The organism is Stenotrophomonas sp. GD03654, from assembly GCF_029845105.1.
In the GTDB taxonomy this organism is placed as follows: Bacteria; Pseudomonadota; Gammaproteobacteria; order Xanthomonadales; family Xanthomonadaceae; genus Stenotrophomonas; species Stenotrophomonas africana.
Window position 1 is genome coordinate 1 of record NZ_JAOCLC010000037.1, and the last position, 23,984, is coordinate 23,984.

A 23,984-nucleotide genomic window follows, 5' to 3' on the forward strand; every position below is an offset into this window, starting at 1 on the left:
TGACGTTGCCGTTGCGTCTGCGGGTGCCGGGTGCAACCCGGCCGAAACCCCTTACCCCCGCAGCAACACGAACGGCAGCAGCACCAGCGCCGCCGCAGCGGCCATCGCCAGCAGCACCAGCACCACGAACAGCGGCCGCCGCCGGAACAGGCTGCCGAACGTCTCCGCCGTGCCCTCGCGCAACGCCCGCTCACGCTCGGCACGGATGCGTGGCCCGCGTTCGGCCTGATATTCCGCCATCAGCGCCTTCGCACGCGGATGATCCGTGTCCTCGCGCAGCCACAGGCCGCCGTTGGAAATGCCCCAGGGGCTGGGTTCGGTGCGGTACCAGGCGATGCCGTGCTGGTCGAGCAGCGTGCAGACATCGGCATATTCGTCGTCGCCGACATTGCGCAGATTGAGCAGGAGTTTTGCCATGCCCCATGATACCCGGCGCCGATGCGCTACCCTTGCCGCCCTCGCCCTGCGCCTTAACGGAGACGCCCGATGCGCCGCCTGCTGCTTCCCCTGCTGCTGTCCCTCGCCGCCGCTGGCTGCTCGACCGAACCGTCCGGCCCGCCGCCGGGTGGCACCCTGACCACCTTCGAGCGCATCGACACCGTGCCCGGTACTGGCGCCGAAGCCGTTGCCGGCAACAAGGTCACCGTGCACTACACCGGCTGGATCTACGACAACCGCACCGAAACCAAGCACGGCAAGACCTTCGACAGCTCGGTCAGCCGTGGCGAACCGTTCACCTTCGCGCTCGGCGCCGGCCAGGTCATCCGCGGCTGGGATGAAGGCGTGGCCGGCATGAAGGTCGGCGGCAAGCGCACGCTGATGATCCCGCCGGACTACGGCTACGGCGACCGCCGGGTTGGCCAGATCCCGGCCGGCTCGTCGCTGGTGTTCGATGTCGAGCTGCTCGATGTCAAACCGTAATACCGCAACGCCCCATCGGGTCGCCGTCATCGGCGGTGGCCCGGCCGGCCTGTTCGCCGCCGAGCGCCTGTGCGCTGCGGGGCTGGACGTTGACCTGTACGAGGCCAAGGGTTCGCCTGGCCGCAAGTTCCTGATCGCCGGCAAGGGCGGTCTCAACCTCACCCATTCCGATCCGCGGCCGCTGTTCGACAGCCGTTACCGCGAGCAGGCCTCTGCCGTGGGCAGATGGCTGGATGGCTTCGACGCGCAGGCGCTGCGTGACTGGGCCGCTGGCTTCGGCGTGGAAACCTACGTCGGCAGCTCCGGCCGCGTGTTCCCGGTCGACCGCAAGGCTGCGCCGCTGCTGCGCGGCTGGGTGCGCCGCCTGAAAGAACAGGGGGTGCGCCTGCACGCCAACCACCGCTGGATCGGCTGGAGTGACGACGGTGCCCTGCGATTTGAAACCGAAGACGGCGCCGTTGAAGTACACGCCGATGCCACTCTGCTGGCCATGGGCGGCGGCAGCTGGCCGCAGCTGGGCAGCAACGGCGCCTGGGTCACGCCACTGCAGGCCCGTGGCGTGGACATCGCACCGCTACAGTCGGCCAACTGCGGTTTCGACGTGGACTGGACCCCGTTCTTCGCCCAGCGCAATGCCGGCGCGCCGTTGAAGCCGGTGGTCGCGCACTGGATCGACCTGGCCGGACAGCCACAGTCGCTGCAGGGCGAATGCGTGGCCAGCGAGTACGGCATCGAAGGCAGCCTGATCTATGCGCTGGCGGCGGACCTGCGCGAGACCATCAACCGCGATGGCCACGCGATGCTGTGGCTGGACCTGGTGCCGGGCCGCGACGAGGCGCGCCTGTTGGCCGATCTGTCACGCCCGCGCAAGGGCCGCAGCTTCGGCGAGCACCTGCGCCGCCAGGCCGGCCTGGATGCAGTGAAGGCCGCACTGGTGTTCGAGATTCTGGGTAAAGAAGCGGGCAACGACCTGCCTGCCGTGGCGGCTACGCTCAAGCGCCTGCCGCTACGGCTGCTGCGTCCCCGGCCGATGGCCGAGGTGATCAGCACCGCCGGTGGCGTACGCCTGGATGCGCTGGATGATGGCCTGATGCTGCGGGCAGTGCCCGGCGTGTTCTGTGCCGGCGAGATGCTGGACTGGGAGGCACCGACGGGTGGCTACCTGCTGACCGCGTGCTACGCCAGTGGCCTGCGTGCTGCGGAAGGCGTGATCGGGTGGCTGGCGGAGCGGTGACGCCTGCCTTGTAGCGTCGAGCCATGATCGACTGCTTCATCGATTGAATCAAAAGCAGTCGAGCATGGCTCGACGCTACAAAAGCCGTCGAGCTACATCACCACGGCCGGCGCATGCTCACCGAGGCCAGCGCCACGCCGCTGGGATGTGGGTAGGCCTCTTCGCGCACGCTGACGAAGCCCTGCCGTTGATAGAACGGCACGGCATTGAGCGACGCCGACAGCACCACCTCACGCTCAGGATCGGCCATTGCCAGCAACCGCTGCATCAGCGCCTGGCCGATGCCCTGGCCGCCACGATCGGGATCAACGAACAACGCATCGACTTCATTGGCATCGACATCGAACACCCCGAAACCAAGCAGGGCACCCTCGCGGTCCTCGGCCACCACGCAACCGCCCTGCGACAACAGCCGCGCGTACTGCAACGGTGGCGGCGAGGCCGACCATGGCGCGATGACCTCGTGTGGGTAATGACTGCTGCAGGTCTCGCGAACGCACCGCGTACGCAATACCCACAGCGTGGCCACGTCGTCCATGGTGCCGGTCCTGAACTGCATGACATCTCCTTGTAGCGTCGAGCCATGCTCGACCGTTCTTCGTTTCGACGTCGCGATGCCCGATCGAAAGGCAGTCGAGCATGGCTCGACTCTACAGAATCGTTATCGCGACTTGCTGGCGCGCAGCGCCTGGATCTTCGGCGGCGGCTGGAACGAGTCGCTGCGCGCATCGGCCCAGAACGCATGGAACACCGCATGGTCTGGCACCTTGTGCAGCAGCTCGCCCGGTTCCAGGTAGCGGTACAGCGAGGCCAGCGAACGGATCTCCACCGGCGAAACACGGCGCAGGATGTGTTCCGGCCCCAGTTCCGCCGGATCGTTCAGGCCCGCGGCACACAGCAGTTCCTTCAAGGCATGCAGCGTGTGCTCGTGGTAGCTGTACACACGGGTGGCCTTGTCCGGTGCATCCAGATGCTTCCAGCGCGCGGGATCCTGGGTCGCGATGCCGGTCGGGCACTTGTCGGTGTGACAGCTCAGTGATTGGATGCAGCCCAGCGCGAACATGAAGCCTCGTCCGGCATTGCACCAGTCGGCCCCCAGCGCGATGGTCCGCGCGATATCGAACGCGCTGGTGATCTTGCCCGCCGCACCGATGCGGATGCGGTCGCGCAGGTCGAGGCCGACCAGGGTGTTATGCACCAGCAGCAGCGCCTCGTGCATCGGCACGCCGACATGGTCGACGAACTCTGCCGGTGCCGCACCGGTGCCGCCCTCGGCGCCGTCGACCACGATGAAATCCGGCAGCAATCCGGTTTCCTGCATCGCCTTGGCAATGCCGAACCACTCCCACGGGTGGCCGATGGCCAGCTTGAAACCGACCGGCTTGCCACCAGAAAGCTCGCGCAGGCGGGCGACGAACTGCAGCAGCTCGACCGGCGTCGAGAACGCCGAGTGACGCGATGGCGACACGCAGTCCACCCCCATCGGCACGCCACGCGTCACCGAGATCTCGGCCGTCACCTTCGGCGCCGGCAGCACGCCACCGTGGCCCGGCTTGGCGCCCTGCGACAGCTTGATCTCGATCATCTTGACCTGGTCATGGGTGGCGTTGGCAACGAAGCGTTCCTCGCTGAAACCGCCCTTCTCGTCACGGCAACCGAAGTAGCCCGAGCCGATCTCCCACACCAGGTCACCGCCCATCTCGCGGTGGTAGGGCGAAATCGAGCCCTCGCCGGTGTCGTGGTAGAAGCCGCCCTGGCGCGCGCCTTCGTTCAGCGCACGGATGGCGTTGGCCGACAGTGAACCGAAGCTCATCGCCGAGATGTTGAACACGCTGGCCGAATAGGGCTTGGCACAGTTCGGGCCGATCAACACGCGGAAGTCATGCTTGGCGATGGCGGTTGGCGCCAGCGAATGGTTGATCCACTCGTAGTCCACCGCATAGGTGCTGCGCAGGGTACCGAACGGCACCGTGTCCATCTCGTTCTTGGCGCGCTGGTAGATCAGTGCCCGCTGCTGGCGCGAGAACGGCACGTCTTCCAGGTCACTCTGCACGAAGTACTGGCGGATCTCCGGGCCGATCGATTCCAGCCCGTAGCGGAAGTGCGCCATCACCGGATAGTTGCGGCGCAGCGTGCTGCGCTTCTGCAGCAGATCCCAGGTCCCCAGCGCCACCATCGCGGCAGTCAGGCCGACGCCCCAATACCAGGCCGGCCAGATCGTGGCCAGCCACAGGCATATCGGGAACATCAGGATGGCGAGCAGGTAGACGATATACCGGTGCATGGCTTTCCTCGGTTGCAACTGCCCCCGAGTCTACCGCGCCGCTCGCTGCCAAGGCTTACAAACGATCGTCAACCACGTTGCGCGGCCAGGCCGACTTCACGTCGTAGACCAGGCCACCTGGCGCCAGCAGCGCCCGGATTGCACCTTCATCCATCGCCTTGAAGCGGGCATGGGCCACTGCCAGCACCACCGCGTCATAGCGCCCCGCCCCAGGCTCGGCCAGCCAGTCCAAGCCCTCGCCGGTCAATGCCGCCGGGCCGACCCACGGATCGCTGACCTCCACCTGCGCACCGGCATCGCGCAGCCGTTGCGCCAGTTCCAGCGCGCGGCTGTTGCGCAGGTCCGGGCAGTCCTCCTTGAAGGTCACGCCCAGCACCAGGATGCGTGCGTCCGCTGGCACACGGCCACGCTCGGCCAGCATCGCCAGCACCCGCGCCGCCACGTGCTCGCCTACGCGGTTGTTGACCTGTCGCGCGGTGTGGATCAGGTCCGGGTGATAGCCCACGCTCTCGGACTTGTGCAGCAGATAGTACGGATCGACGCCGATGCAGTGACCACCAACCAGCCCCGGCCGGAACGGCAGGAAATTCCACTTGCTGCCGGCGGCGTCCAGCACGTCCTGGGTATCGATGCCAAGCCTGTCGAAGATCAGGGCCAGCTCGTTGACCAGCGCGATGTTGACGTCGCGCTGGATGTTCTCGACCACCTTGGCCGCTTCGGCCACCCGCATCGAAGGCGCCGGGAACGTACCGGCGGCGATGATGCGCTGGTAGAGACCATCAATCACCGCAGCGACTTCCGGTGTCGAGCCGGAAGTGATCTTGCGGATGTCGGCCAGGCGCCGCTGGCGGTCGCCGGGACTGACCCGTTCCGGGCTGTAGCCGCAGTAGAAGTCTTCGTTGAAGCGCAGGCCCGAACCCTGTTCCAGCAGCGGCACGCACACTTCCTCGGTGGTACCGGGGTACACCGTGGACTCGTAGATCACCAGATCGCCGGCGCGAAGATGACTGGCAATCAGCCGTGTCGCCGAACGCAGGGGCTCCAGATCAGGCTGCTCGTATGCATCGATCGGGGTCGGCACGGTGACGATGTAGACGTTGCATGCATCGAGCAGGACCGGATCGCTGCCGTACTGCAGCTGCTGTGCACTGGCCAGCTCGTCGGCTTCCAATTCCAGCGTGTGGTCCTGGCCGCTGCGCAGCTCGGCGATGCGACCGGCATCGATATCGAAGCCCAACGTCGGCCACTGCCGGCCAAACGCCACCGCCAACGGCAGGCCGACGTAGCCCAGGCCGATCACCGCAAACCGGGGCGCGCTGGCCGCCGCTACCGGCGCACTCATCGGCACATCCCGTGCAACGGATGCAATCGCACACACGCTGGCAGGGTTTCGGCCAACACACTCATTTGCTGCACCACTCCGGAAACCTGCGCCAGAAAGGCTACAGCCTACCGGCCCCGGCACCCTGCCGCCAAGGCGGGCTCAGGACCCCAACGCCACCGCGGCCGGTTCCAGTTCACCGTCGGCGCCGGTCCAGGCCTGCAGCAGACGCTCGAATCCACCGCTGCCAAGCAGGAAGCCGGGCCACGCGGCATCGGCAATCTGCGCCAGCAGCTCCGGCTCGATCCGTCGCGTGCCCATCGACCAGCGCGGAAATACGCGCTGCACCACGGGGGCACGGCACAGCACTTTCAGCTGCCCGTGGCTGCGCGCATTGAGGATGCGCTGGAACACCGAATCGATGCCGTCCTCCGGGCCTTCCAGATGCTGGAGAAAGCGTGCTCCGTCGAACATCAGGACACCGGTGACACCGGCTACACGATTGAATGCCGTGGCGTCGGCCAGCAGGCGGTCAAGATCGGTTGCCTGCAGATCGGCGCGGGCCTCACTGGTATAGGCGATCGCGTGCAGCGACATCAGGTGGCTCCCCCCCTGGGAACGGTGGCAGGGACTATGACATGAATGCGATCGACAGTTAAGCACGCTGCCGCCGCGATGGAATCCGGTTGCGCTACCGCAGGTGGGCTACAATCGGCGCCGCGCTGCAGGCCCGGATGGCGAAACTGGTAGACGCATCGGACTTAAAATCCGCCGGGGGCAACCCCATGCCGGTTCGATTCCGGCTCCGGGCACCATACGCGCGCAGCGCCCCCCCCCTCTCAGATCGCCCGCGAGTAACGCGGTTGCTCGTGCGCGGCACGCAGATACGGGTCGAAGCACATCGCCAGCAACCGCAGCAACGGTCGTCCAGGTTCGCTGGCACGCACCACGCCATCGCGGTACTCGGCCAGTCCGTCTTCCTGCAGCCGCTGTACCGAATGCAGGTCCTCGGCGAAGTACTGCGCGAAATCGATGCCATGGCGCCGCCCCAACAGGGCGCCATCCACCTCGCCCTGGCACATCAACTGCTGGATCAGTTCCGCGCGCAGCTGGTCGTCGGCACTCAGCGCCACGCCGCGCCAGACCGGCAGCTGGCCCTGGTCCACCGCATCCTCCCACGCCGGCAGGTCGCGCGGATTCTGGCTGTAGGTGGCACCGATGTGGCTGATCGCACTCACGCCCAGGCCAAGCAGATCGGTATCGGCGTGGGTGGTATAGCCCATGAAGTTGCGATGCAGCTGGCCGGCGCGCTGTGCGCGCGACAGATCCTCTTCCGGCAGTGCAAAGTGATCCATGCCGATGTACTGATAGCCTGCGGCAGAGAGCTTCTCCACCGCCAGACCCAGCAATGCCAGCTTTTCTTCGGGCGAAGGCAAACGGCTTTCGTCGATCTGTTTCTGCGCGCGGAACAGGTGCGGCAGATGCGCATAGCCATACACCGCCAGGCGATCCGGGCGCAGCGCCAGCACCCGTTCGAGGGTTCGGCCGAATCCTTCCAGGCTCTGTCCCGGCAGGCCATAGATCAGGTCGACGTTGACTGAACGCATGCCGCTGTCGCGGCAGGCGCGCAGGATGTCCAGCGTCTGCTGCACGCCCTGTAAGCGATTGATCGATTCCTGCACCTGCGGGTCGAAATCCTGCACGCCCAGGCTGGCCCGGTTGAAGCCCAGTCGCGCCAGCATGGCAACGTCGCGGGTATCGATGAAGCGCGGATCGAGTTCGATCGAGAAATCGCGCTGTGGCGAATCGCTGAAATCGAAACGCCGGCGCAGCCCTTCCACCAGCGTGGTCATCGCCTCGGCATCAAGAAAGTTCGGCGTACCACCGCCCAGATGCAGCTGGATCACCTCGCGACCATCCTCGAACTGCGGCGCCAGCAGATCGGCCTCGGCCAGCACGCGCGAGACGTAGCTGTGGCCACGACCGCGATCGCGGGTGATCACCCGGTTGCAGCCGCAGTAGAAGCACGGGCTGGAGCAGAACGGCACATGCACGTACAGCGACAGCGCGCGGGCCAGCTGGTTGCTGTCGGCGATCGCCTGGCGCAGTGCCGGCGCGTCGAAGCCATCATGGAAATGCGGTGCGGTCGGGTACGAGGTGTAGCGCGGGCCCGGCCGGTCGTGCCGGCGCAGAAGGTCGGGGTCGAAGGTCCAGGCCAGGCCACCGGCGGCGGGAGAGAACGTGTCCATGCCGTCAGCATCGCGCCGGACGGCCCGCGCCGCCTTGACCCAGATCAATCCTTGGCGGGCATACCCAGCACCGGCAGGCCGACCTGCGGCCAGCGCAGCATCTGGTAGCGCTTCCAGAAGGTGTCACCGATGCGCGCGGCCACGTCGTTGGCTAGCTCCTGCATCGGCGGGTTGTTGCATTCGGCGGTGGTGATCCGGAACAGCACCAGCCAGCGGTCGAACAGGTCTTTGTCCAGCTCGATGGCCATGTGCTTGGACATCGGCGAACCCTTGAAGCGCCGGGTGCCGCGCAGCATCGCCGACCAGAAGTCGACCAGCTGCGCCAGATGGTCCGGCCAATCATGCACGTGCGCCTCGAACACCGGTCCCAGCCGCTCTTCCTCACGCACACGGGCATAGAAATCGTGGACCAGGCGGGTCACTTCCTGCTCGGTGCACAGCTCGGGCGAGGCGACGGGGGGGACGGGCGGCGGTAGTGCGTTCATCGGGGTATCCAAAGCGTGCCGGCAATGTGCCGCACCCAGGCGGCAGCGCCGTTGATCCAGATCAATGTCGGTGCAGTCCGCTGCACCTAGGCTGGCACGCTTGCAGGAAGCATGCCCTGCGGATGCTGCGCCAGCTTTGGCGGAGTATACGCGCCGCCCACTTTTCGATCCGGGACAGCATGAACAGACCTTTTTCCAACCGCCGCCAGCGGCTGATACAGCATTGGGGCGCCATCCTCTGGCCCAGCTTCATCGCAGCCGGCGCGGCCAGCGTGGTGTTCTTCGCTTTCGTCGATCCGTTGCGCCTGCAGGCGATCAGCTTCCCGGACACCACCATCAGCCGCGAGCTGGGCTATACCGCAGGCTTCTTCATGTTCTGGACCGTAACGGCGCTGTCCAGCGCGGTCACCTGGTACCTGCAACGACCGATGCCGAGCGACGACGACGAGGAGCTGCCGCTGGGATGAGCACACCCTGCACAACGACACCGCGCCCCTTGCATTGGCGCGGCACCTTCCACGCTGTTCTGCTGGCCCTGTTCTACGCGCTGCCGTGGTTACGCTGGGACGGGCGCCAGGCGTTGCTGCTGGACATCAATGCCCGGCGCTTCGACCTGTTCGGCTGGACGTTGTGGCCCAGCGACGTCGGTGTGCTGATCGGACTGCTGGCGGCGATTGCGGTGGGCCTTGCGCTGCTCACCCACGTCGCCGGGCGCATCTGGTGCGGCCACGCCTGCCCCCAGACCCTGTGGCGCCGGGCCTTCGACGGGACCGCCCGTGCCGCGTCCCGGTGGCTTCCCGCCTCGGCTGCGCGCCCGGCCACCCAGCTGGCTTGGGGGCTGTTGTCGCTATGGACCGGGATCACCTTCGTCGGTCTGTTCAGCCCCATCGCCGAACTGGTGGTCGCTGCGCCCAACGCTGGCTGGAGCAGCTGGGAGACCTTCTGGGTGCTGTTCTACGCCGCTGCCACCTGGGGAAACGCCGGGTTCCTGCGCGAGCAGGTCTGCCGTTCGTTGTGCCCGTTCGCACGCATGCAGCCATTGCTGACCGATCCGCATACGCCACGCATGCTGTACGACGCCCGCCGCGGCGAGCCACGCGGACCGCGTCCGTCCGGTCTGGGCGGCGTGCTCGGTCGCGGTCGTGGCCTGCTCGATCCAACAACTGCGCAGGACTACGTGTTCCGCGCTGCGCATCCGCTGCTGGCCGGACCGACGCCGACCTTCAGCGCCGATCGTCTCGGTGACTGCACCGACTGCGCTGCGTGTGTCAGCGCCTGCCCAATGCAGCTGGACATCCGCCAGGGGCCGCAGGCCGATTGCCTTGCCTGCGGCGCCTGCCTGGAGGCCTGCGCACAACAACAGCACCGGGCCGGCTTCGGTCCGGGGCTGGTGCGTTACTGCAGTCCGCAGGCGATGGCCGGACAACCGCGGCGCTGGTGGCGACCACGAACCCTGGCCCTGTTGTCGATGCTGTTGGCGCTGCTTGCCTGCGGCCTCTGGCGCCTGCTCTGAATCAACGCGACCCGCTGGCGTGCGGCGGAACCAGCTGCGCACGTCGCACGATGCCCAACTGCTCGATGATCAGCGCCATTTCGTTGGTGACTTCGGTACGCTCGGTCCCCTGCGGGACCAGGCGGTCCAGCACCTGCTGGTAGGTATCCCAGAACGCCGGACCGCATCCGTGTTTGTGATAACTGGCTTCCAGTTCGCGGCGTACCCGTTCAGCCAAGCCATGCATGCCGTATTCCATACGACCTCCGTTGGACTTGTTCTGCATCGTTGACGGTCTACCGACTCACTTGCGTGCTACTGAAAGACTCCCGTGCTTCACACCCGGTTGATACCAATTAGTCATAGATTTCACGACAGGTCAATTACATGCAGCGACTTTCGTGATTGAAATTATTAATCGTTCACGAAACTACATACGGGGACCTGGTTCCCCCGGATGGGGTGAAGCCGACAGGTAGCGGGAACCATGGACCGACTCCCCCAGTAGATGGCACCGATTGCGCCCTTCAGATCGATCGATTTTGCCTATTCTGCTAAGCATACTTAGCAAAATACGCTTAGCGTGCTAGATGCGACAAAAGGCGGCGCAAGTCAGATGGATTCGCCCGTCGACGCCTCTGTCGTGGGGAACAGGTTCGGATAGCGCTGATGCAGGATGTACTGCCGCAGGGCCGGAATCGGAAAGTCCCTCGGCCATTGCGACACTGCAGAACGGCTGATGCCAAAGAAGCGGGCCAGTTCGGCGTCGGTGCGGAATCCCAGCCGGGTGCGCACCTGCCGTTTGCTCCAGAATTCGGTCACGGTCGGTCCTTCTGTTAACCAACCTTATTCTTGTGACAAGGCTTCTTCGCATTCCACGCGTTAAGCTGGCTTGCATAGATGAATACTCTCGGCCAACGACTCGCTATCGCCATGAAGAAAGCCGGGCACCCACGCCCGGCCGCTCTGGCCCGCGCCGCCAAATCAACGACGGCAACCATCAGCAACTGGCTCAACGACCATGTGAGCGCTTCGCATGTGAAGGCCGAACAGCTGTTCCGTATCGCCGATGCGGCCAAGATGGACGCGCGCGAACTTCTGTACGGAGTGAGCGGGCTCGGCGTCGGCGAACCTGGCAGCGCCTACATCCCCAGCCAGGCCCATCTGGATGTCTGGCAGGACGCCTACGAGCTGGTCAGCCATCTGGTGGCCGAGAACGGGCTGGAGATCGACCATCGCCGCCATGCGGCGCTGGATCTGCTCGCGTTCGAACTGCTGATGGACGGCTTCAGCCGCAGCAAGGTGGCTCGCGTTCTGACGACCTCGATGACGTGAATGCACCGCCGCTGGTAGCATGGACCGCGATGGGGATGGGGCTCCCCCGATAACCGCCTGAGAAGGCTGATGGCTCCTGCCAGGACGAACCCGGTGTTCGTCGACGGCAGGTCGTGCCTGCCCTCGGCGTTCGCCATTGACCCTGCGAACCCGCATTCGAGGCACGCCATGCAAGCATTGAACAATTATTTCCTGGTCTTCGTCGGCGGCGGCATCGGCGCCTGCCTGCGCCACGCCTGCAATCTGATCGGCGCGCGGGTGGCGGTCGGCAGTCCCTGGCCCTGGTCGACCTTCCTGATCAACATCAGCGGTGCGCTGCTGATGGGCGTGGTGGTCGAGGTCTTCGCCATGCGCAATGGCGCCTCGCCGCAGCTGCGCCTGTTGCTGGCCACCGGCATCCTCGGCGGCTACACCACATTTTCCACCTACGCGCTGGAGATCGGCCTGCTGCTGCAGCGTGGCCAGCATGGGCTGGCCGCACTGTATGCCGGTGGCTCGGTGGCGCTGGGCCTGGCCGGTCTGTTCGGTGGCATGAAGCTGACCCGGCTGGTGCTGGGCTGACCGATCAGGCGGCGCTGACCCGTACCTGCCCGCGCCATTCCCGCGGCGACTGCCCGGTGTGCGACTTGAACGCACGCGACAGCGCCGCTTCGCTGCCATAGCCCACATCATCGGCGATCCGCTTCAGCGGCCGTCCCTGTCGCAGGGCCTGCTGCGCGAGCCCGACCCGCCAACCCTGCAGGTACTGGCCCGGCGTGGTGCCCATCGCCTCGCGGAAGCTGGCGGCGAACACGCTGCGTGACATGCCGGCAACCTCGGCCAGGTCTTCCAGGGTCCAGGACCGTGCGGGCGCTTCATGCATCGCCACCAATGCCAGCCGCAACCTCGGATGACCCAGCCCGGCGAACAGGCCGCCACGCATCTCGCCGCCTTCCATCAGCTGGCGCAGCACCTGGATCATCACCACCTCGAACAGCCGGTTGACCATCGCCGCCCGCCCGCAGCGCTGCTCGAACGCCTCTTCGAACAGCAGTTCCAGCGCCGCGTTGCCGCCATACAGATCGGCCAGCGGCAGGCAGATGAAATCAGGCAGTGCAGCGCTGATCGGATTGAGCCGGCCGCCCTCGAAATGCAGGTTGGCGCAGGCCATGTCGGCGCCCTGCTGCGGGTCGGTACTGAAGCGATGCGGCATCGGCCGCGGATACAGCAGCAGACTCGGTACTTGGACCTGCACGGTCTGTTGCCCGTGGCTGACCTGCAGCGGCCCGCGCCGCACCAGATGCAGCTGGCCGGCCTCGTCCTCGCCGTCCAGCGTGTTGATGCCGCATAGCGCACCCGCATGGAATACCGAGGCGGTGACCGCAAAACGTTCAAGCAGGATGGCGAGGCGGTCGACCATGACGGGACTCCGGGTCAAGCGAGACAAGCTCAATGCGACAGATCGTATCGGAATCAACACTGGAAAGGACGGCACTGGCCGCGTGATCGCCCGGGCGCTATACAGGCCGCACATTCCCACGCATGGAGGCACCGATGTCGCTCCGCATCGCTCTGGCCCTGTTGCCGCTGCTGCTCGCGGCCCCGCACGCACTGTCCGCCTCACCATCAAAGATCGAACACCTGGCCTGGCTGGCCGGTTGCTGGCAGCTTGATGGCCAGCCGGCCGGAGCCGGCGAGCAATGGTCCAGCCTGGCTGGAAACACCCTGTTCGGCAGCAGCCGCAGCCTGCGTGACGGCCGTACCGTGGGCTTCGAGTTCATGCAGCTGCGCCAGCATGACGACGGCCGCCTGGTGCTGACCGCCCTGCCCTCTGGCCAGAACGCCACGGACTTCAACGCCACCCGGGTCGATGGCAATGAAGCCGTGTTCGAGAATCCCGCCAACGACTTCCCACAGCGTATCCACTATCGGCGCCTCGACGACCAGCGCGCGCATGCACGCATCGAGATCGCGCAGGACAATCCGAAGCAGGCAATGGACTTTCCCATGCATCGCGTCGCCTGCGGTGGGCCGACGCCCGCACACTGACACGCAAACGCCCCGGACCGGCCGGGGCGTCTGCATGCGGCCAACGCCACGCGGGTATTCACCCGGCCAGCGTGGTTTCCAATGCCTTCAGGCCATCGCGGTAGATGCCCTCGAACAGCGCGGACGCTTCTTCGTTGCTGACGCCCATCGGAGTGAACTCACCGGACCAGTCGATCCGCGAACCGCCGCCCTGCTCGACCACACGCAGCGTGGAGCGATAGCCGGTAACCGGGAACGGCGCCTGCAGGATCGAGTAGGTGTAGCTGCGATCGGCCTGGTCGAAGGCTTCCAGGCGCTCGACGATGGCATCGCCGTCGGGATTGGCCAGATGGCGCACGCGACCGCCATCGCTGAGCGTGCTCTGGGGAATGTACGGAAGCCAGTCGGGCAGTGAATCGAAGCCGCCGATGAGGTCCCAGACCTGGTCGGCCGGGGTCGGCACGGTGATGGATACAGAAGCAGTTGCCATGGGAATGTCTCCTTCGTGACTCAGATGTTGTCGATCGGCAGCGGGGCGTTGGCCGCGACCAGGCGCTGGGCGCGCAGTTCCTGCCAGAACCCGGCCGGGATGATTTCCTTCAGTGCGGCGTAGTCTTCGGCGATGCGCTCGGGACGGCTGGCGCCCGGAATCACCGCAGCCACTGCCGGGTTGGCCAGCGAGAACTGCAGGGCGGCCGCCTTGATGCTGATGCCGTACTCGGCCGCGATGGCCTTGATGCGCTCGACCTTGGCCAGGATCTCCGGCGACGCCTTCTGGTACTCGAAGTGGCTGCCACCGGCCAGCACGCCGGAGCTGTACGGACCGCCGACCACGATGCCGGTGTTGCGTTCGGCCGCCTTCGGCATCACCCGCTGCAGCGCACGCTCGTGGTCGAGCAGCGAGTAGCGGCCGGCCAGCAGGAAGCCGTCCGGACGGGCTTCGTCCAGATCCAGGGTCAGCTCGATCGGCTCGACACGGTTGACGCCCAGGCCCCAGGCCTTGATCACGCCTTCCTCGCGCAGGCGGGTCAGCACCTTGAAGGCGCCGCGGCGTGCGGTCTCGAAGTACGACAGCCACTCATCGCCGTAGAAGTCCTGGGCGATGTCGTGCACCCAGACGATATCGAGACGATCGGTCTTCAGGCGCTTGAGGCTGTCATCGATCGAGCGCAGGGTGGCATCGGCCGAGTAGTCGTTGACCAGCTTGTTGGGGCGGCCGGCGACGAACAGGCCGCCCTTCTCGCCAAGATCGCGGGCGCTGGTGTCTTCCAATTCGTCCAGGATCAGGCGGCCGACCTTGGTGCTGAGCACGAAGTCGTCGCGGTTGCGCTTGGCCAGTGCTTCTCCGAGCCGGATCTCGGCCAGGCCGGCGCCGTAGAACGGGGCGGTATCGAAGTAGCGGGTGCCCTGTTCCCAGGCCGCGTCCACCGTGGCCTGGGCCTCGGTTTCCGGGATGTCACGGAACATGTTGCCCAGCGGCGCGGTACCGAAGCCCAGGGTCTTGCCAGCCAGCAATGTGTTGATGCTCATGGGGTTCCCCTTGGGGAGGTTGTTGAGGTTGGGACACAGGCTAGGCTTGCCCGATAAGACTGTCCAAGACATAATTTCTCAATCTTGAGTCCCACACGGTCTTATGCTCGATCTCCGCCAACTGCGCTATTTCGTGGCCGTCGCCGAAGATGAACACGTTGGCCGCGCCGCCGAACGCCTTCACATCTCCCAATCCCCGCTCAGCCGGCAGATCGCCCAGCTGGAGGAACGGCTGGAACTGCAGTTGTTCGAACGCTCGCAGCAGCGCATCCGGCTGACCGCCGATGGCCGCACCTTCCTCGCCGAGGCGCGCGCCCTGCTGACCCACGCCAATCGGCTGGAATCGCTGGCACGCCGGCTCGGCCGCGGCGATGAAGGTGGCCTGTGCATCGGCTATCTGGAGTACGCGATGCACTCCGGCGTATTGCCCGCCGCCCTGCGCGAACTGCGCGGCGGCCGTCCTGCCGTACACATCGCGCTGTACAACCAGCAGTCGGACGTGCAGCTGGAAGGCCTGCGCCAACGCAGCCTGGACATCGCCCTGGTCTGCGAACCACCCGCGTTCGACGATCCAGACCTGGAAGCCACGCAGGTGCTGAACGATCCGATGCTGCTGGCGCTGCCGGCCGGCCACCCATTGGCCACTGCAGAGACCATCACGCCCGAGGATCTGGCCAGCCAGCAGTGGATCGGCGTGATGCACAAGGAAAGCGCGCTGCGCCATGACACCTTCGTCGCCGCCTGTGCGAAGGCCGGTTTCACCCCGACCATCGCCATGGAGGCGACCGAGCCGCTGGCCGCGCTCGGTCTGGTCGCCGCGGGGCTGGGACTGACCACCCTCCAGCGCAGCCTGGACCATCAGGCACCAGAGGGTGTGGTGCTGCGCGAGCTGCCGTGGTTCAGCTACCGCACACCGCTGTGGGCGGCCTGGCACCGCGTCAACCTGCGCCCGCTGGTCGAGACCTTCCGCAGGACGCTGGTGCAGACCGCAACCGAGGGCAAGCCGGCCTTCGTCGACTGAACTGACTGCGCTATGCCGGGCATGCCTCGGTGTAGCGCATCACCACGAAACCCTCTTCCGGGGCCGGTGCAACGAAGTGGCGGGTGATCCGTTCGAACTCCTCGTCGCTGGCCTGGAACGGATGCTCGCCAAGTGCATTGCGCGCGCGCAGCCGCGCCTTGCAGACTTCGTCGGCAACATCGAGGAAATGCAGTTGATGTGCAGCGCCAGCCGGCGAGAACACTTCACGTGACCAAGCGCGACTGGCTGGCGTATTGAATGGAAAATCGAGCACCACCGAAACACCCGCCTGCAGCAATGCGCGCAGATGATCGGCCAGCACGTTGCGCAACGTGGCTGCACGCTGCAGATAGTCGGCAATGGAATGGATCTCGCCCGGATACAGTGCCGCCAACCAGGCATCTTCGCTGATCAATACGTGGCGCGGCTTCAACGCCAACTGCTGCGACAGGGTGGATTTTCCGGCACCGATCTTGCCGCACACCAGGTGCAGGGTCGGCGCAGGGTCGTTCGATGAAAGGTTGTGCATCTGCGTTCTCCTTGGTGGATTCCATTACCCGGAAGAGCGCTGTATGCAACCCGCCTTCCCGGGCGGGTTGCTTGGCCGTGATGACCGCGCGCTACCCCGCCTTCCCGTGGGGAATACGGATAATCGACGCGCTGCTGTGCATGGCCATGCCGCCAGCGTAGAGCGCGGCACTGCCGACCGGCAATGCCCTGCGGCAGTGCAGCGCGCGCAAGGTGGTGCAGGGATCTATGCTCGGCGCCATTCCCGCATGGAATGACCCCGATGCGACCCTTGCTTCGATGCGCACTTGCCCTCTGCCTGCTGCCCTGGATGACATCGCTGGCTGCACCGCCGCCAGCAGCGCGTACGCTCAGCGGCGAGCTGCAGGGCGCACCGTGGCGGCTGGATGTGCCTGCCGACTGGAACGGCGACCTGGTAATGCTGGCCCATGGCTATGAACCGGTCGGCGTGCCGCGCACCGCCCCCATGGCGGCCAATGACAGCACCGCACCACTGCTGGCAGCAGGTTACGCCGTCGCCCAGAGCGCCTATGCCAGCCAGGGCTGGGCGGTGGCCGATGCGATCACCGATACGGAACGCCTGCGCCAGCAGGCAGTGGGTGAACTCAAGCATGTCCGCCACACCTGGATGCTGGGATTCTCGATGGGCGGTGCCGTGACCATCGGCAGCCTCGAACGCTTCCCGCAGCACTACACCGGCGGTGTATCGCTGTGCGGCGCCAATCTCAGTGGCGAACAGATCGCGACCGATCTGCTGACCACGCTGGTCGCGTTCGACTACTTGTTCCCCCAGGCCGATGGGCTGCCGCCCACCGGCCTGCTATCGCGCGAAGCGGCGGCGCTGCCGCAGGGCGAGTTGTACCAGGGCATCGCCAATGCACTGCAACGTGACCCGTCGCACGCCGCAGTGCTGGCGCGGCGGCTGCAGGTCTCCGCTGATGCACTGGCCGGCACGATCAGCCTGCACGCGCTGGTCCTGCATGAACTGGTTGCACGGAGCGGCGGCATGCCGATGGGCAACATCGGCGTGGTCTACAGCGGCTTTGGCGATGACACCGCGTTCAATGCCGGCGTGCAGCGTGTCAACGCTGTTCCCGCGGCGCAGGCGCATGTCCGCAACTCGCTGGCAATCACCGGCGCACTGAAGCGACCGCTGGTGATCCAGTTCAATCACAACGACCCGACCATCGTGCCGCACATGCAGGCGGTGTATCCGCAGATGGCTGCACGAGCCGGCGCGCGCCCGCAACCACGCGTACTGCCGCCGGTGGGCGAAGGACACTGTGGCTTCTCCGGAGCGCAGGTAATAGCCGCTTTGAAGACAGTGCAACGTTGAGTCCATCGCGTACCGTAGGGCGTCCGCCACGCTGCCAACGCTTACGATGCAGGAACCCCCGCAGCATCTGCTGCCTTCCCCATGCGCTGACCTTGCGCTCGTAACCCCAAAGGGCGGCGTCAGCCGCCCAGCGTGCCCATGGTGAAGGTGTAGCCGGAGCTCATCAGGAATTCGCGCATGCGCATCTCCGCGCGCCGCGGTGAGGCCAGGTTGGCCGGACCATACAGCGCGTAGACCGTCCCTGCGCCTTCGATGGACTCACGGCGCACGCCGCAGTGGCGGGTTTCCGAAGCAATCACCCATCCGTCCTTCAGTCGATCCGGTCCGATCGATTGGCCGTTCATCAGCCGGAACGTCAGCCAGCGTACTTCCACAGAAGATTTGTTCATTGCTGGCGTACCGCCAGCGTGCCGCGATCGTTCATGTCCTTGCTCGCCATTGCAGCTCCCTAAGACTTGGAACTCGACCATAGCGCCTTGCCATGTCGTGGGCGAATGAGACTGGTGGGTACTTATGTTGTCAGGTTGAACCGCTTCCATAGTGCTTCGCGCCCCAGGTGTGTCAGCCGCAGTTCGCGTCGGCCCTCAACACGCCGAAGCCAATCGTTCTTCACGAAGCTGTCCAGCATGGCCTCGCCGACCAGGCCAGCCAGATGGGAGCGCCGCTCGGTACAATCCAGGCATCCTCGGCAATAACGCGCAGGCTTGACCGTCACTGGAAGCCGCAGCAGCTCAGCCAGCGGCTGGCCGAGCTCCCGCAGGAACGCCGCCCCCTCCACACTTACCTGCCAATGCGCCTCGCGCGGGATCAGGTGTCCTGCATGCAACAAGCGGTCGGTGATCGCCACCGCATGCACGCCGGCCAGATGCCGGTAGCAGGAACGCGCCTGGCGCAACGCCGGCATGCTGCGTGATGCCACAGCGGTGCAGGACGGCGTGCGGTCGGCAACGCGCAGGATGCCCTCCAGCATGTCGGCAACCTCGTGCGAGGCCAGCCGGTGGTAGCGATGTCGCCCCTGCGCGACGGCGACCAGCAGATCACCCTCGACCAGCCTGCGCAGATGCGTGCTCGCCGTCTGCGGTGTCACCCCGGCCACGCGGGCCAGCTCCATCGCGGTATAGGCACGCCCATCCATCAACTGCAGCAGCATGGATGCGCGCGCCTGGTCGCCGACCAGGGCACCGACGCTGACAAGGGAACCGGAGGTGTGGACCATGCCCGCATTGTGGCACGCCATTGCGGGCCGACAGTTCGACGCAGGCCGAAGCATCGGCACCCGCTGGCAAGGCACAGTGGCCAGCCCGACAGCGCAAGGCCTGCCATGAAAACCGCTCCGATCCCCCGCCGCCGCATCACCCCTTCGGTCCTGTACCCGGGCACGCCGGTGCTGCTGATGACCACGCTGAACGACGACGGCAGTAGCAACATCAGTCCGCTGTCTTCGTTCTGGGCCCTGGGCAACCGGGTGGTGCTGGGCCTCGGCGTGCAGGGCCAGGGCTATCGCAACCTGCAGTTGCGCAACGAGTGTGTACTGAACTTCCCGTCGTCCGCGCAGGCCGCACAGGTCGAGGCCATCGCGCGGGCGACAGGCTGCGACCCGGTGCCCACTGCTAAACAGGCGATGGGCTACGTGCACGTCCGCGACAAGTTCGCGCTGGGAGGCTTTAGTCCGGTCGCCTCGACCCACGTCACGCCAGAGGCGATTGCCGAGTGCCCGCTGCAGGTGGAAGTCAGCGTGATGGCGATGCACCCGCCCGGCGAGGATGACGGCCAGGGCTTCGTAATCGTCGAAGGCCGCATCCGTTGCGTGCATGCCCACGAAGCGATCACCGTAGCTGGCACCCAGCACATCGACGTTGCGCACTGGAAACCGCTGATATACCTGTTCCGCCACTACCTGGGCGTAAGCCAACCGGTCGGGCGCAACTTCCGCGCGGAGACGCCCACGGGCGCTTCTGCCTAGCGGCCTAGACCGTTTCGCCCTGCAGATCGAGCACGGCGGTGGTCCAGCCGCGCTCTCCCAGCGCGGCCACCATGCCGCCTCGATAGACGAAACGGCGCGCGTGACCGTCTTCGATGAAGCAGGTCGCGTTCTGCATCGGTGAATATCCGGCCGAGGCGTAGTGCCGCTGATCCAGGGCGAACAAGACGGCGAAATCGATCCCGCGCTGGCGCAGTTCGGCGTGCGCAGCCGCGATCAAGCGTGACGCGACACCCCTCCTGCGAACATCAGCACGCACCACCACCCCGCCGATCAAGCCTATGCGTTCCGGCTCGCCGTCCAGCAATACGTTGCGTTCGTACAGTGCAAGGTGAGCGACCACGTGATCGCCTTGCAACGCCAGGACCAGGGCGACCGGCACCGGAATGGCGTAACCCTCGCCCTGCATGTCCGGGAACGCCTGGCGGAGCAGATCCACCGCCTGCTGACGGTGATCCGGCGCTACGCCTTGCCAGCGGCATACCTGAACGCGCATTGCCCTGTCTTCGTCGAATGAATATATGTCCAGGCCCATCCTGCCACGGAAACATGACCGCGCCTGCGGCAATGTTTCATCGTCACTGCAGGGCGATCGAGTACGAGACGATATCCGTGTAGCAGCCCGCGCGTTTGACGGCCCGCGGCTCCGTGCCGAATGCACTGAAGCCCAGCGATTCGTACAGCCCGCGCGCGGCAGCGTTGTCCGCCAGCACCGTGAGGGTGAGCGATTCAATGCCTTCCGCGCGCGCAGCCGCGAACGCGGCAAGAAGAAGCTGACGGGCTAGGCCCTGGCCACGATGGCCAGCACCCACGTAGACACTGTGCACTGCGACCACATGCCGTCGCGCCATCCGCACCGGGCGTACATAACGCAGGAAGCCCACCAGCATGCCGTCAACGAACGTGCCGAAGTAGCGCGTACCAAGATCCGCAAGCTGGGCGCGCATCACGTCCGCCGAGCCATTCTGCGCCTCGGCCAGCGTGGACAGGAACGCAGCGGGCGACTCGTGAAGCGCCTGCAACCGTGCCTGCCAGAGAACACCGGCGTCGTCAGTGCTGAGTTGCCGGATAAGCATGCGCCACACCCGTGAGGTTGCTGATGCACAGGTGCCCAGCCTAGCGCGGGGTCGCCTGATGTGGCGTGCATGCAAGGCAGCAGAAAAAGAAAAAAGCCCTGACCGGAGTCAGGGCTTTTCAATTGGAGGCCTCAAGCGGAATCGAACCGCTGTAAACGGATTTGCAATCCGGTGCATAGCCACTCTGCCATGAGGCCAACGTACTGCGCGCCAGGAACGGAGCCCTGACAAGACAAAACCCCATGATGGGGCCTGTCGGAACATGGAGCGGGAAACGAGACTCGAACTCGCGACCTCAACCTTGGCAAGGTTGCGCTCTACCAACTGAGCTATTCCCGCGTAAGCCAACATGGTACCGGAAATCCGGAACACACACCAGCGATTTCACTTTTCTGACTGCGCGTAGAGCCTTGTGGCCCAACGTGCCCCGCCTTGCCGCGGCGGGAGAAAAACAAGGCCCCTAGCGGGGCCCTGTAGAATCTGGAGCGGGAAACGAGACTCGAACTCGCGACCTCAACCTTGGCAAGGTTGCGCTCTACCAACTGAGCTATTCCCGCAGATTCCGTTCGACCTGCGTCGAAGGAGCGCTATTGTGTCCAAATTCCTTCACGCCGTCAACAGTCTTCACATCATGCGGTCACGGGCGTCCGCACTGGGGTACGCTGCCCCGCCCAGCCCCGTGCGCCCATGTTCCTTCGCGGCAAGCCCCTGTTGATCGCCCTGGCGCTGCATCTGCTGGTAGCGCTGCTGTACTGGGCATTGATTCCGCTGGGAATGAACTGGTATCGCGACCATTTCGGCTTCACCTCCCATCGCGACATCGGCCTGGGCATCGCCCAGTTTTATCTGTTCTGGATGTTCCTCTGCGCGCAGCCGCTGATTGCGGTGCTGCGGCCGCTCTCCGCCAAGCTGTCCGTGCTGGCCGTTCCCTTGGCATTCGCCAGCTGGACGCTGATGCACAACCACCCGCTGCGTCTGCTGTACTTCACCGTCGGCCCCGGCCTGCTGGCACTGGCCGCGATTGCCATATCCGCGTGGCATGCATCGCACAACCGCCTGCCTGCCACCACGGACACCGCCGATGCCTAGACGCTACGTCCGCCTGTTCTGGTTGCTGGTCGCGTTGACCTGGCTGGCGCTGATCGCTGCACTGGTCAATGCCGGCTTCACCCCGGACTATTGGCTGCTGCATCACCTGGAGGGCGCCGAACTGCCCTACCCGACCAGCACCGTCATCGTGTTCGCGCTGCTGGGCACCGTCGAACTGGTGGTAGCCGCCTTGATCGTGCGTCCGTGGCGACTGAAACGACTGTGGCTGCGCCTGCTGATCGCCTTCGCCCTGCTGCTGGCGTGGTCGGTGCCGTGGATGCTGTCGGCCATGCACCAGCCACCGGTGCATGGCATGCATCTGCTGTGGTTGCTGCTGCTGGACGTGGGACTACTGCTGGCGCTGTGCATGGTGTCGGCGGTGAGCGCGTGGCGGGCGTTCCGGCGCCGAGAGGTCCCGTAGCGGCCCCTCCACGACGCCAGACCTACTTCCGGAACTCCACCCGCACATGCTGGCCAAAGCGCGCCTTGGCCTCGCCATCGAACTCCAGCACGCACTCCACCACCTTGGCCACGCCGCGCCCTGCGTCTTCAGGCAAGCGTGCCTGCGCGAACACCGGGCTGATGCGCACCACGCGTGCAGTTGGCAGCGTGCCGGTGTTTTCGGCGCCATCGCTGTCCGGCACGACGGTAGCCTTCATGCCCACCTGCACGGCATCGGCATAGGCGGCGCTGAGTTCGGCACGCACCTGCAGCGGGCGCGCCGGCAGCAGCGAGATCGCTGGCTTGCCGGCCTGCACGAAGGCACCAAGGCCCGGCACCTGGCCGACCACGGTGCCGGCTTCCGGCGCGCTCAACGACATCTGCTGCAGTTTCAGCCTGGCGTGTTCCAGCTTGTGCTGGGCCATGTCCACCTGCGCACCGGCCACGTCGACATCGGCGCGTACGCCGGCCAGCTGCTGCTTGGCCGCATCGGCCTGCTGGTTGGACGTCACACCTTCGCTCGCCCCCGTGGACAGGCGGGTGGCATTGCGCTCCAGTTCGCGCAGCTGTGCCTGACTGCCCTTCAGGCGGTCATTGGCCAGGGCCAGATCGGCGCTGGCCATCGCCACCTCCTGCTGCAGCAGGGCGCCATCGAGCGACAGCAGCAGCTGTCCCTTGTTCACCGTGGCGCCTTCCTTCACCGGCGCGGCGGTGATCGAGCCATCCACCGGCGGTGCCAGCGCGATCAGACCACCCTCGACATCGATGATGCCGCGCGCGACTGCAACCTTGCCGGCGCCAGCTGCATCAGCCTTGCCCGAAGGCGCCGGTGCAGGCGCGGGCGCGTCCTTGGAACAGGCTCCGAGCAGCAGTGCCGCGGACAGGGCCAGGCTGAGGGGAAGCCGGTGCGACGTCTTGGTCATGGGGCGGACTCTACAGTTTCATTTTGGCGGCGGTCATCACGGACCATGCCGTCTTCCATGGCGATCACCCGATCGGCATGCCGGATCAGGCGCGGATCGTGGCTCACGCACAGCACGGTGGCACCATGCGCACGTGCGTAGCGATGCAGGATGTCGATCACGCGCTGGCCGTTCTCGGCGTCCAGCGCGCTGGTGGGTTCGTCGGCGAAGATCAGCGTCGGCGACTTCGCAAAGGCACGGGCAACGGCCACACGCTGCTTCTCGCCGCCGGACAGCTGCGCCGGGCGCATGTGGCTGCGATGGCTGAGGCCCACTTCTTCCAGCGCCTTGCGGGCCAGCGACTCGCTCTCGCGATTGCGCATCCCGCGGTAGCCCAGCGGCAGCTGCACCTGCTCCAGCGCAGTCAGCGCCGGGAACAGGTTGAAGCCTTGGAACACGAAGCCGACATGGTGCAGGCGGAAGCGCTCGACCTCGCTGCGGGTCATGTGCCCCACATCCTGGCCGAGTGCGTGCACGCGGCCACCATCGGGCGCGGACAGGCCAGACAGCAGCGACAACAGCGTGCTCTTGCCGCAACCCGACGGGCCCGACACCAGGGTCAGCTCGCCAGGATAGATGTCCAGCGACAGGCCACGCAGCACCGGCACCTGCACATCGCCGGACATGAAGCCCTTTTCCAATGCGTCGGCCTGCAGGGTCGGGGCAACGGCGCGTGTAGAAGTCATCGGCCG

31 protein-coding genes, 4 tRNA genes and 1 riboswitch are annotated in these 23,984 nt (G+C 65.9%); of the genes, 13 read left to right on the forward strand and 22 right to left on the reverse strand.

What is annotated here, in order from left to right; all coding sequences use genetic code 11:
• Nucleotides 1–51: 51 nt before the first annotated feature.
• Nucleotides 52–417: a DUF6164 family protein gene (locus N5J73_RS14290; RefSeq protein WP_049447497.1), complete on the reverse strand. Its 366-nt coding sequence runs from the start codon at nt 415–417 to the stop codon at nt 52–54.
• A gap of 69 nt (nt 418–486) precedes the next feature.
• On the opposite strand from N5J73_RS14290, the gene N5J73_RS14295 reads away from it, so the two are divergent.
• Both N5J73_RS14295 and N5J73_RS14300 read left to right on the forward strand, forming a co-directional pair.
• Nucleotides 487–921, forward strand: coding sequence for an FKBP-type peptidyl-prolyl cis-trans isomerase (locus N5J73_RS14295; protein ID WP_049447498.1), 435 nt, complete (start codon nt 487–489; stop codon nt 919–921).
• On the forward strand, nt 908–2,155 hold the full coding sequence (locus N5J73_RS14300) for a TIGR03862 family flavoprotein (protein ID WP_049447499.1): 1,248 nt from the start codon (nt 908–910) through the stop codon (nt 2,153–2,155). The genes N5J73_RS14295 and N5J73_RS14300 overlap by 14 nt, the downstream gene beginning before the upstream one ends.
• 97 nt (nt 2,156–2,252) lie before the next feature.
• Here the strand turns inward: N5J73_RS14300 and N5J73_RS14305 are convergent, their stop codons facing one another.
• The 4 genes from N5J73_RS14305 to N5J73_RS14320 form a co-directional block, all read right to left on the reverse strand.
• On the reverse strand, nt 2,253–2,714 hold the full coding sequence (locus tag N5J73_RS14305; RefSeq protein ID WP_049447500.1) for a GNAT family N-acetyltransferase: 462 nt from the start codon (nt 2,712–2,714) through the stop codon (nt 2,253–2,255).
• 102 nt (nt 2,715–2,816) lie between these two features.
• Entirely contained in the window at nt 2,817–4,439 is a 1,623-nt protein-coding gene (locus tag N5J73_RS14310) for an FMN-binding glutamate synthase family protein (RefSeq protein WP_043402155.1), read from the reverse strand.
• 55 nt (nt 4,440–4,494) lie between these two features.
• Complete coding sequence (locus N5J73_RS14315) at nt 4,495–5,781, reverse strand: nucleotide sugar dehydrogenase (protein WP_049447501.1); 1,287 nt, start codon at nt 5,779–5,781, stop codon at nt 4,495–4,497.
• A 141-nt stretch (nt 5,782–5,922) separates the two neighbouring features.
• The gene (locus tag N5J73_RS14320) at nt 5,923–6,357 is read right to left on the reverse strand and encodes a BLUF domain-containing protein (protein ID WP_049447502.1); all 435 of its coding nucleotides are present in this window, start codon (nt 6,355–6,357) and stop codon (nt 5,923–5,925) included.
• Nucleotides 6,358–6,488: 131 nt separating this feature from the next.
• Here N5J73_RS14320 and N5J73_RS14325 point away from each other — a divergent pair.
• Nucleotides 6,489–6,575 (forward strand) — tRNA-Leu (locus tag N5J73_RS14325).
• A 24-nt stretch (nt 6,576–6,599) separates the two neighbouring features.
• Here the strand turns inward: N5J73_RS14325 and hemN are convergent.
• Both hemN and N5J73_RS14335 read right to left on the reverse strand, forming a co-directional pair.
• Nucleotides 6,600–8,009, reverse strand: coding sequence for an oxygen-independent coproporphyrinogen III oxidase (gene hemN / locus N5J73_RS14330; protein ID WP_049447503.1), 1,410 nt, complete (start codon nt 8,007–8,009; stop codon nt 6,600–6,602).
• A gap of 44 nt (nt 8,010–8,053) precedes the next feature.
• Complete coding sequence (locus tag N5J73_RS14335) at nt 8,054–8,494, reverse strand: group III truncated hemoglobin (RefSeq protein WP_049447504.1); 441 nt, start codon at nt 8,492–8,494, stop codon at nt 8,054–8,056.
• 179 nt (nt 8,495–8,673) lie between these two features.
• Here N5J73_RS14335 and N5J73_RS14340 point away from each other — a divergent pair, with 179 nt between their 5' ends.
• Together N5J73_RS14340 and N5J73_RS14345 are read left to right on the forward strand one after the other, a co-directional pair.
• Nucleotides 8,674–8,961 (forward strand): hypothetical protein, encoded by a 288-nt coding sequence (locus N5J73_RS14340; RefSeq protein WP_049447519.1) that lies wholly within the window; start codon nt 8,674–8,676, stop codon nt 8,959–8,961.
• Nucleotides 8,958–10,007, forward strand: coding sequence for a 4Fe-4S dicluster domain-containing protein (locus N5J73_RS14345; RefSeq protein ID WP_049447505.1), 1,050 nt, complete (start codon nt 8,958–8,960; stop codon nt 10,005–10,007). Before N5J73_RS14340 ends, N5J73_RS14345 begins: the two co-directional genes overlap by 4 nt.
• Nucleotide 10,008: 1 nt before the next feature.
• Here N5J73_RS14345 and N5J73_RS14350 read toward each other — a convergent pair whose 3' ends face one another.
• Nucleotides 10,009–10,245 carry a hypothetical protein gene (locus tag N5J73_RS14350; protein WP_032128931.1) on the reverse strand — a complete coding sequence of 79 codons (237 nt, stop codon included), beginning with the start codon at nt 10,243–10,245 and terminating at the stop codon, nt 10,009–10,011.
• A gap of 353 nt (nt 10,246–10,598) precedes the next feature.
• Nucleotides 10,599–10,808 (reverse strand): hypothetical protein, encoded by a 210-nt coding sequence (locus N5J73_RS14355; RefSeq protein ID WP_049447506.1) that lies wholly within the window; start codon nt 10,806–10,808, stop codon nt 10,599–10,601.
• A gap of 111 nt (nt 10,809–10,919) precedes the next feature.
• Between N5J73_RS14355 and N5J73_RS14360 the strand changes: the two genes are divergently transcribed.
• Together N5J73_RS14360 and crcB are read left to right on the forward strand one after the other, a co-directional pair.
• Complete coding sequence (locus N5J73_RS14360) at nt 10,920–11,321, forward strand: XRE family transcriptional regulator (protein ID WP_049447507.1); 402 nt, start codon at nt 10,920–10,922, stop codon at nt 11,319–11,321.
• A 22-nt stretch (nt 11,322–11,343) separates the two neighbouring features.
• A riboswitch (Fluoride riboswitch) is annotated at nt 11,344–11,407 on the forward strand.
• 82 nt (nt 11,408–11,489) lie between these two features.
• Nucleotides 11,490–11,882 carry a fluoride efflux transporter CrcB gene (gene crcB / locus N5J73_RS14365; RefSeq protein WP_049447508.1) on the forward strand — a complete coding sequence of 131 codons (393 nt, stop codon included), beginning with the start codon at nt 11,490–11,492 and terminating at the stop codon, nt 11,880–11,882.
• 4 nt (nt 11,883–11,886) lie between these two features.
• Here crcB and N5J73_RS14370 read toward each other — a convergent pair whose 3' ends face one another.
• Nucleotides 11,887–12,720, reverse strand: a complete 834-nt coding sequence (locus tag N5J73_RS14370; RefSeq protein WP_049447509.1) for an AraC family transcriptional regulator — start codon at nt 12,718–12,720, stop codon at nt 11,887–11,889.
• A gap of 134 nt (nt 12,721–12,854) precedes the next feature.
• On the opposite strand from N5J73_RS14370, the gene N5J73_RS14375 reads away from it, so the two are divergent.
• Nucleotides 12,855–13,349, forward strand: a complete 495-nt coding sequence (locus tag N5J73_RS14375; RefSeq protein WP_049447510.1) for a DUF6265 family protein — start codon at nt 12,855–12,857, stop codon at nt 13,347–13,349.
• 58 nt (nt 13,350–13,407) lie between these two features.
• On the opposite strand, the gene N5J73_RS14380 is transcribed toward N5J73_RS14375, so the two are convergent.
• Entirely contained in the window at nt 13,408–13,818 is a 411-nt protein-coding gene (locus tag N5J73_RS14380; RefSeq protein ID WP_032959298.1) for an SRPBCC family protein, read from the reverse strand.
• Nucleotides 13,819–13,838: 20 nt separating this feature from the next.
• A complete protein-coding gene (locus tag N5J73_RS14385; RefSeq protein ID WP_049447511.1) occupies nt 13,839–14,858 on the reverse strand; it encodes an aldo/keto reductase in 1,020 nt (339 codons plus the stop codon).
• Between the two features lie 103 nt (nt 14,859–14,961).
• Here N5J73_RS14385 and N5J73_RS14390 point away from each other — a divergent pair, with 103 nt between their 5' ends.
• Nucleotides 14,962–15,879 (forward strand): LysR family transcriptional regulator, encoded by a 918-nt coding sequence (locus N5J73_RS14390; protein ID WP_049447512.1) that lies wholly within the window; start codon nt 14,962–14,964, stop codon nt 15,877–15,879.
• A gap of 10 nt (nt 15,880–15,889) precedes the next feature.
• Here the strand turns inward: N5J73_RS14390 and N5J73_RS14395 are convergent, their stop codons facing one another.
• Nucleotides 15,890–16,408: an ATP-binding protein gene (locus N5J73_RS14395; protein WP_049447513.1), complete on the reverse strand. Its 519-nt coding sequence runs from the start codon at nt 16,406–16,408 to the stop codon at nt 15,890–15,892.
• A gap of 261 nt (nt 16,409–16,669) precedes the next feature.
• Between N5J73_RS14395 and N5J73_RS14400 the strand changes: the two genes are divergently transcribed.
• Nucleotides 16,670–17,743, forward strand: a complete 1,074-nt coding sequence (locus N5J73_RS14400) for a hypothetical protein (protein WP_049447514.1) — start codon at nt 16,670–16,672, stop codon at nt 17,741–17,743.
• Between the two features lie 119 nt (nt 17,744–17,862).
• On the opposite strand, the gene N5J73_RS14405 is transcribed toward N5J73_RS14400, so the two are convergent.
• On the reverse strand, nt 17,863–18,132 hold the full coding sequence (locus tag N5J73_RS14405) for a hypothetical protein (RefSeq protein WP_049447515.1): 270 nt from the start codon (nt 18,130–18,132) through the stop codon (nt 17,863–17,865).
• Between the two features lie 122 nt (nt 18,133–18,254).
• The gene (locus N5J73_RS14410) at nt 18,255–18,959 is read right to left on the reverse strand and encodes a winged helix-turn-helix domain-containing protein (protein ID WP_049447516.1); all 705 of its coding nucleotides are present in this window, start codon (nt 18,957–18,959) and stop codon (nt 18,255–18,257) included.
• Between the two features lie 105 nt (nt 18,960–19,064).
• Between N5J73_RS14410 and N5J73_RS14415 the strand changes: the two genes are divergently transcribed.
• Nucleotides 19,065–19,706: a flavin reductase gene (locus N5J73_RS14415; protein WP_049447517.1), complete on the forward strand. Its 642-nt coding sequence runs from the start codon at nt 19,065–19,067 to the stop codon at nt 19,704–19,706.
• Between the two features lie 4 nt (nt 19,707–19,710).
• Here N5J73_RS14415 and N5J73_RS14420 read toward each other — a convergent pair whose 3' ends face one another.
• From N5J73_RS14420 to N5J73_RS14440, 5 genes are all read right to left on the reverse strand, one after another.
• Nucleotides 19,711–20,220 (reverse strand): GNAT family N-acetyltransferase, encoded by a 510-nt coding sequence (locus N5J73_RS14420; protein WP_065428137.1) that lies wholly within the window; start codon nt 20,218–20,220, stop codon nt 19,711–19,713.
• Between the two features lie 82 nt (nt 20,221–20,302).
• A complete protein-coding gene (locus N5J73_RS14425; RefSeq protein WP_049447520.1) occupies nt 20,303–20,800 on the reverse strand; it encodes a GNAT family N-acetyltransferase in 498 nt (165 codons plus the stop codon).
• Nucleotides 20,801–20,923: 123 nt separating this feature from the next.
• A tRNA-Cys gene (locus tag N5J73_RS14430) sits at nt 20,924–20,997 on the reverse strand.
• Between the two features lie 66 nt (nt 20,998–21,063).
• A tRNA-Gly gene (locus tag N5J73_RS14435) sits at nt 21,064–21,139 on the reverse strand.
• Nucleotides 21,140–21,281: 142 nt separating this feature from the next.
• Nucleotides 21,282–21,357, reverse strand: a tRNA-Gly gene (locus N5J73_RS14440).
• 130 nt (nt 21,358–21,487) lie between these two features.
• Here N5J73_RS14440 and N5J73_RS14445 point away from each other — a divergent pair.
• On the forward strand, nt 21,488–21,889 hold the full coding sequence (locus tag N5J73_RS14445; RefSeq protein WP_049444655.1) for a hypothetical protein: 402 nt from the start codon (nt 21,488–21,490) through the stop codon (nt 21,887–21,889).
• The gene (locus N5J73_RS14450; protein ID WP_049444656.1) at nt 21,882–22,310 is read left to right on the forward strand and encodes a hypothetical protein; all 429 of its coding nucleotides are present in this window, start codon (nt 21,882–21,884) and stop codon (nt 22,308–22,310) included. The genes N5J73_RS14445 and N5J73_RS14450 overlap by 8 nt, the downstream gene beginning before the upstream one ends.
• A 22-nt stretch (nt 22,311–22,332) precedes the next feature.
• Here the strand turns inward: N5J73_RS14450 and N5J73_RS14455 are convergent, their stop codons facing one another.
• Together N5J73_RS14455 and N5J73_RS14460 are read right to left on the reverse strand one after the other, a co-directional pair.
• A complete protein-coding gene (locus N5J73_RS14455; protein ID WP_049444658.1) occupies nt 22,333–23,253 on the reverse strand; it encodes an HlyD family efflux transporter periplasmic adaptor subunit in 921 nt (306 codons plus the stop codon).
• Entirely contained in the window at nt 23,250–23,978 is a 729-nt protein-coding gene (locus N5J73_RS14460) for an ABC transporter ATP-binding protein (protein ID WP_049444660.1), read from the reverse strand. The genes N5J73_RS14455 and N5J73_RS14460 overlap by 4 nt, the downstream gene beginning before the upstream one ends.
• Between the last annotated feature and the right edge of the window lie 6 nt (nt 23,979–23,984).

Bases quoted from the DNA above. Each gene is read 5' to 3' on its own strand.
- N5J73_RS14290 (WP_049447497.1), bottom strand. From the start codon at position 417: ATGGCAAAACTCCTGCTCAATCTGCGCAATGTCGGCGACGACGAATAT.
- N5J73_RS14295 (WP_049447498.1), top strand. From the start codon at position 487: ATGCGCCGCCTGCTGCTTCCCCTGCTGCTGTCCCTCGCCGCCGCTGGC.
- N5J73_RS14300 (WP_049447499.1), top strand. From the start codon at position 908: ATGTCAAACCGTAATACCGCAACGCCCCATCGGGTCGCCGTCATCGGC.
- N5J73_RS14305 (WP_049447500.1), bottom strand. From the start codon at position 2,714: ATGCAGTTCAGGACCGGCACCATGGACGACGTGGCCACGCTGTGGGTA.
- N5J73_RS14310 (WP_043402155.1), bottom strand. From the start codon at position 4,439: ATGCACCGGTATATCGTCTACCTGCTCGCCATCCTGATGTTCCCGATA.
- N5J73_RS14315 (WP_049447501.1), bottom strand. From the start codon at position 5,781: ATGAGTGCGCCGGTAGCGGCGGCCAGCGCGCCCCGGTTTGCGGTGATC.
- N5J73_RS14320 (WP_049447502.1), bottom strand. From the start codon at position 6,357: ATGTCGCTGCACGCGATCGCCTATACCAGTGAGGCCCGCGCCGATCTG.
- hemN (WP_049447503.1), bottom strand. From the start codon at position 8,009: ATGGACACGTTCTCTCCCGCCGCCGGTGGCCTGGCCTGGACCTTCGAC.
- N5J73_RS14335 (WP_049447504.1), bottom strand. From the start codon at position 8,494: ATGAACGCACTACCGCCGCCCGTCCCCCCCGTCGCCTCGCCCGAGCTG.
- N5J73_RS14340 (WP_049447519.1), top strand. From the start codon at position 8,674: ATGAACAGACCTTTTTCCAACCGCCGCCAGCGGCTGATACAGCATTGG.
- N5J73_RS14345 (WP_049447505.1), top strand. From the start codon at position 8,958: ATGAGCACACCCTGCACAACGACACCGCGCCCCTTGCATTGGCGCGGC.
- N5J73_RS14350 (WP_032128931.1), bottom strand. From the start codon at position 10,245: ATGGAATACGGCATGCATGGCTTGGCTGAACGGGTACGCCGCGAACTG.
- N5J73_RS14360 (WP_049447507.1), top strand. From the start codon at position 10,920: ATGAAGAAAGCCGGGCACCCACGCCCGGCCGCTCTGGCCCGCGCCGCC.
- crcB (WP_049447508.1), top strand. From the start codon at position 11,490: ATGCAAGCATTGAACAATTATTTCCTGGTCTTCGTCGGCGGCGGCATC.
- N5J73_RS14370 (WP_049447509.1), bottom strand. From the start codon at position 12,720: ATGGTCGACCGCCTCGCCATCCTGCTTGAACGTTTTGCGGTCACCGCC.
- N5J73_RS14375 (WP_049447510.1), top strand. From the start codon at position 12,855: ATGTCGCTCCGCATCGCTCTGGCCCTGTTGCCGCTGCTGCTCGCGGCC.
- N5J73_RS14380 (WP_032959298.1), bottom strand. From the start codon at position 13,818: ATGGCAACTGCTTCTGTATCCATCACCGTGCCGACCCCGGCCGACCAG.
- N5J73_RS14385 (WP_049447511.1), bottom strand. From the start codon at position 14,858: ATGAGCATCAACACATTGCTGGCTGGCAAGACCCTGGGCTTCGGTACC.
- N5J73_RS14390 (WP_049447512.1), top strand. From the start codon at position 14,962: ATGCTCGATCTCCGCCAACTGCGCTATTTCGTGGCCGTCGCCGAAGAT.
- N5J73_RS14395 (WP_049447513.1), bottom strand. From the start codon at position 16,408: ATGCACAACCTTTCATCGAACGACCCTGCGCCGACCCTGCACCTGGTG.
- N5J73_RS14400 (WP_049447514.1), top strand. From the start codon at position 16,670: ATGCGACCCTTGCTTCGATGCGCACTTGCCCTCTGCCTGCTGCCCTGG.
- N5J73_RS14405 (WP_049447515.1), bottom strand. From the start codon at position 18,132: ATGAACAAATCTTCTGTGGAAGTACGCTGGCTGACGTTCCGGCTGATG.
- N5J73_RS14410 (WP_049447516.1), bottom strand. From the start codon at position 18,959: ATGGTCCACACCTCCGGTTCCCTTGTCAGCGTCGGTGCCCTGGTCGGC.
- N5J73_RS14415 (WP_049447517.1), top strand. From the start codon at position 19,065: ATGAAAACCGCTCCGATCCCCCGCCGCCGCATCACCCCTTCGGTCCTG.
- N5J73_RS14420 (WP_065428137.1), bottom strand. From the start codon at position 20,220: ATGCGCGTTCAGGTATGCCGCTGGCAAGGCGTAGCGCCGGATCACCGT.
- N5J73_RS14425 (WP_049447520.1), bottom strand. From the start codon at position 20,800: ATGCTTATCCGGCAACTCAGCACTGACGACGCCGGTGTTCTCTGGCAG.
- N5J73_RS14445 (WP_049444655.1), top strand. From the start codon at position 21,488: ATGTTCCTTCGCGGCAAGCCCCTGTTGATCGCCCTGGCGCTGCATCTG.
- N5J73_RS14450 (WP_049444656.1), top strand. From the start codon at position 21,882: ATGCCTAGACGCTACGTCCGCCTGTTCTGGTTGCTGGTCGCGTTGACC.
- N5J73_RS14455 (WP_049444658.1), bottom strand. From the start codon at position 23,253: ATGACCAAGACGTCGCACCGGCTTCCCCTCAGCCTGGCCCTGTCCGCG.
- N5J73_RS14460 (WP_049444660.1), bottom strand. From the start codon at position 23,978: ATGACTTCTACACGCGCCGTTGCCCCGACCCTGCAGGCCGACGCATTG.